The sequence below is a fragment of the Microcoleus sp. AT3-A2 genome (genome assembly GCF_036705685.1).
Classification (GTDB): domain Bacteria; phylum Cyanobacteriota; class Cyanobacteriia; order Cyanobacteriales; family Microcoleaceae; genus Microcoleus.
In genome coordinates this window covers 1-1,597 of the sequence record NZ_JAUBVF010000153.1, presented here as the reverse complement: position 1 = coordinate 1,597, position 1,597 = coordinate 1, and the positions used below count along the sequence as shown (strand labels likewise).

The window sequence follows — 1,597 nt, the reverse complement described above, 5'->3', positions numbered from 1 at the left end:
TGAATAAACTACACTAAAATTTAGTCGGATTTAACTGTAGCATATTTTGCGTTAAAGTTAAGATGCGTTTACCCTGGAGGAAACCCGCGCTGTCATGGCGAAAATCAAAGGGGTAATTTGGTTCAATCCCAAAGACTTAGAAAAGTTCCATCAAGGAGACTTTGACGGTGACGAACCATTTGGCATTGAATCTGGAAAACTTCCTCACATTGCCCAACAAATCTTACCAGCACAAGACGGGTTATTTGACTTCGGGGAAGTGGTACAAGCTGAGAAAGTTCCCTATACGAAAGTTCGGTATCGAGAAGACGATTCTGAAGTCAGACAAGGTAAAGTTAAAGCAGGCGAGCGCAAGTTTACCACCCTAGAACAAATCGGAGTTGCCAGTTCTCAAAATGAAGTCGGAATCGTCGCTTTAGCCATTGGTAAAGTAGCAGCAGCACTCCCCAACCCCGGCGAAGATGAAAAGCTATTTCTCAAGCAGCAAAAGCGATTTATCGCCGCTCTCAGCATCATGGAACAGTACGAAGTTGACTACCAGAAAAATTCGCTGCGGGGTAAAGATGCCAAAGAAGTGAAAGAGAAAACAGGTCTAAATCCTGACACTTTACTAGAAAAAGTAGATGAATGGTGCGAAAAACACAAAAGCTGCACTTACTTTTTCCAGTACAAAGGAGACGATCGACTGTACAAACAATTTCCCATGCCCGCCGACTTTCCCAATGCTGTTTACGTCCTAGCCAAAGAAGCCGTTAACCCTTATTGGGAACAAACGCGACTCATCCACCGCAACCGAGATGAATTTCAGCACATTCTTCCCCCGATTCCGGCTCATTTAATCGTGTCAAAAGACAATCGCCAGCAACTGAATGCAGCAGGCCTTGAGTATGAAAAAGAAGGGAAGGAATTGCACGTTTCCTATGAGTACAAAAATGCCTTAGTAGAGAGAGGAATCGAGTACCGACACAGCAAAGAAAATGACCTGCCTTGGGAAGAAAACGAATTGCAATGGGCGAAAGACCTGGTGCAGCGCTTTCAAGAGGACAAAAGTATTATCTACGATCGCACTGGCAGCGATATCAAAACTCGAAAAGAGGAAATGGGCAAACTTTATGACAGTTATCGAGCGGAGATTGACGAAATTTGGGATACTCCTGAAAGAAAAACCAGGGCTGCTCATGCCTTATTCCAAGCTACCCACACTTCCGATAACCTGAGCAAACACCGGACAATTTGCCAGAAGCTAGCAGAGGATTTGGAAATTACCTTTTCCCTACAAGAAGACTACGAATTGCTCCACGAAGCCTTACCGCGAGATGTCTACGTCCTGCAAGTTCCTTTCCAGAAAGTGAAAACTAAAGACGGCAGAACCATTGACCTACCTAACCAATGGAAAGACGCACTGGATAGCAAAGGCATTGAATACGAAGCCACTGCTCATCCCGAATTGCCGTTAGTTGAATTCGCCTTCAAAAACTTACCTCAGAGCATGGTGGCGAAACTAGATGCCAAATATGGAGATATAGTCATTTCAAATAAGTATGAGACACTCTTTATGCACAATAAGCACGAATAACTTCATCAAGAGATGTGTTAG

1 protein-coding gene is annotated in these 1,597 nt (G+C 43.9%); it reads left to right on the top strand.

What is annotated here, in order from left to right; translation table 11 throughout:
• Window positions 1–94 precede the first annotated feature (94 nt).
• Entirely contained in the window at window positions 95–1,576 is a 1,482-nt protein-coding gene (locus tag QUB37_RS29605; protein ID WP_333168799.1) for a hypothetical protein, read from the top strand.
• Window positions 1,577–1,597: the final 21 nt, after the last annotated feature.